Genomic DNA, 3,293 nt, shown 5'->3' with positions numbered 1-3,293 from the left:
TGCTGCGCGATGACGGACTGCGGATCGTCCTCGGACCCGAGAACCTCACGCTGCCACAACGAGTAATCCGCGTACTGCACCGGCAACGGCGTCCAGGTCGGAGCCTGGCCGTTGGTTCGCGCGTAGTAGGCGGTCATCACGTCACGGGTCAACGGGCCCATCGAGAAACCGTCAGTCGAGATGTGATGCATCACGAACGACAACACGAAGTCGTCATCGGCGACCTGGAAAAGCTTGGCACGCAACGGAACCTCGACAGTGACATCGAAACCCTGGGCGAAGAACGAATACAGCTCCGCCTGGATTCGGTCGTCGGTGACGCGTTCTGCACCGAGATCGATCGAGACATCTCCTGCCGAGAGGATCTTCTGGTAGCCGACGCCGTCGACCTCGGGGTAGACCGTGCGCAGAACCTCGTGGCGGCCGATAACGTCCGAGACCGCCTGTTCCAGCCCCGACACGTCCAGTTTTCCGGTGAGCGTGATCGCAACCGGAACATTGTTGACAGCCGATGCCGTGTCGAATCGGTTGAGGAACCACATGCGCTGCTGCGCAAACGACAACGGCACCTGCGCCGGACGCACCTGCGCAGTCAACGCCGCACGCGAACCACCACCGACATGAGAACCGAGTCGGGCAGCAAGCCCTTCGACGGTCGACGCCTCGAACAACTCCCGCACCGACACCGAAGCATCCAACGCCTGACCCAACCGAGACGTCACCTGCGTCGCAATCAGCGAATTACCACCGAGCGCGAAGAAATCATCATCCAAACCAACACGCTCGACGCCCAGAACATCCGCAAACGTCTGCGCCACAACCTCTTCCACCACCGACGTCGGAGCACGGAACACCGCAACCTGCAACGACGGAACCGGCAACGCCCGACGATCCAACTTCCCGTTCACCGTCAACGGAATCGCATCCAACACCACAAACGCCGACGGCACCATGTACTCCGGCAACAACGAACCCACACCGGTGCGGACATCGTCAACCGACACGCTCACACCCGCAGCCGGAACCACATACGCCACCAACCGCTGATCACCCGGAGAATCCTCACGAACAACCACCGCCGTCTGCGCCACCGACACATCCGCCAACACCGCAGACTCGATCTCACCGATCTCGATCCGGAAACCACGGATCTTCACCTGATCATCCGCGCGACCCAGATACTCCAAATCACCAGCACTGTTCCACGACGCCACGTCACCCGTGCGGTACAACACCTCGCCGGCATTGAACGGATTCGCCACAAACCGCGTCGACGTCAACCCCGCCTGACCCAGATAACCCCGAGCCAACTGCACACCAGCGACATACATCTCACCCGCGACACCGACCGGCACCGGAGCCAAACGCGTATCCAACACGAACACCCGCAGACCCGAAATAGCCTGACCCACAACACTCGCCGACGCATCCGCCGCCATCGCAGCATCCAACACACGATGGCTCACATGCACCGTCGTCTCCGTGATGCCGTACATGTTCACCAACGTCGGCGCGGAATCACCGCGGCGGCCGTACCAATCCGACAAGCGACGCAGCTCGAGCGCCTCCCCACCGAAAACAACCCACCGCAACGACAATTCGGCAGCCCGACCGGATTCCGACGCCAACCGATCAGCCTCAGCCAACTGATAGAACGCCGACGGCGTCTGATTGAGCACCGTCACCCGCTCAGCAGCAAGCAACTCCAAGAACTGCTCCGGCGACCGCGACGTCACATAATCCACAACCACCAACGTGCCGCCGTACAACAGCGGACCCCACAACTCCCACACCGAGAAGTCGAACGCATAACTGTGGAACATCGTCCACACATCGGATTCGTCGAACCCGTACACACCCTCGGTATTCGCAAACAACTTCGCCACCGTCGTGTGCGGAACCTGCACACCCTTCGGGCGACCCGTCGAACCCGACGTGTAAATCACATACGCAACATTCGAAGACCGCAACGGCGCAACACGATCCGCATCCGTCACCACCGAACCATCGAACTCCGACACATCCACCGCGTCGACATCAACCACCGGCAAACCAACAGGCAACACCAACTCACGCCCGGACCACGAAATCGCAGCCACCGGAGCAGCATCGGCCAACATGAACTCGACACGATCAGCCGGATACGACGGATCCACCGGCAAATACCCCGCACCGGACTTCACCACCGCCAACAACGCCACCACAAGATCCGCCGACCGCGGCAACGCCACCGCCACCAACGACTCCGGACCACAACCCTGAGCAATCAACCTGCGCGCCAAACGATTCGCCCGCACCGACAACTCACCATACGACAACGACTCGTCACCGAACCGCACCGCAACCCGATCACCAAACCGCGCAGCAGCATCATCGAACCACGCCGACAACGTCGAATCCACACCACCATCGGTGCCGACCCCACTCCAGGAGAGAACACGGTCCAACTCACCGACAGTGAGTACGTCCACATCACCGACAGCAAGATTCGGATCCGCGGTGACGCCACGCAGAACATGCAGGAAGCGATCGGCGAAGTCGACAGCGGTCGATTCGTCGAACAGATCCGTCGCATACGTCAGGGTCGCAGACATTCCGGCTTCAGCCTCTTCGAGAGTGAGCTGCAAGTCGAACTTGGCCAGTGCGGCGTCGAACTCGACTGCAGCAGCACTGAGGCCGGGCATGTCGAGAGACGTCTGACCGAGGTTCTGGAACGTCAACGCCACCTGGAACAACGGATGACGAGCCTGCGAACGAACCGGATCGAGCGCTTCCACGATCCGCTCGAACGGAACATCCGCATGCGCGAACGCCTGCAGATCCACCTCACGCGCAGAAGCCAACAACTCCGCAAACGACATCGACGGATCAACCTCGGTACGCAACACCAAAGTATTGACGAACATACCGATCACGTCATCGAGCTCAGCTTCACCACGACCCGCGATCGGGGCACCGATCGCAATGTCGGTCGTCGCGGACAGTCGTGCCAACAGCACCGCCAGAGCCGAGTGAACAACCATGAACGGAGTTGCATTCGTTGCCTTGGCCAGTTCGTCCAGCTCGGACCACAGCTGCGGTTCGATGGTGAAACTGTGATTGGCGCCGCGCCCTGAAGCAATCTCGGGACGCGGACGATCACCAGGCAGATCCAACTGCTCCGGAAGATCAGCCAACGCATCCGACCAGAACGCAATCTGCTGCGCGATGACGGACTGCGGATCGTCCTCGGACCCGAGAACCTCACGCTGCCACAACGAGTAATCCGCGTACTGCACCGGCAACGGCGTCCA

General features: G+C 60.8%; 1 protein-coding gene. It reads right to left on the bottom strand.

Going from position 1 to position 3,293, the window contains the following annotated elements:
• Positions 1–3,293 (bottom strand): non-ribosomal peptide synthetase (locus ABTX60_RS43055; RefSeq protein WP_352102044.1); only part of this gene is annotated, 3,293 nt, incomplete at both ends.

It is taken from the genome of Streptomyces sp. NPDC126510 (assembly GCF_040302345.1).
Taxonomy (GTDB): domain Bacteria; phylum Actinomycetota; class Actinomycetes; order Streptomycetales; family Streptomycetaceae; genus Streptomyces.
This window is presented reverse-complemented; position numbering and strand designations above follow the sequence as displayed.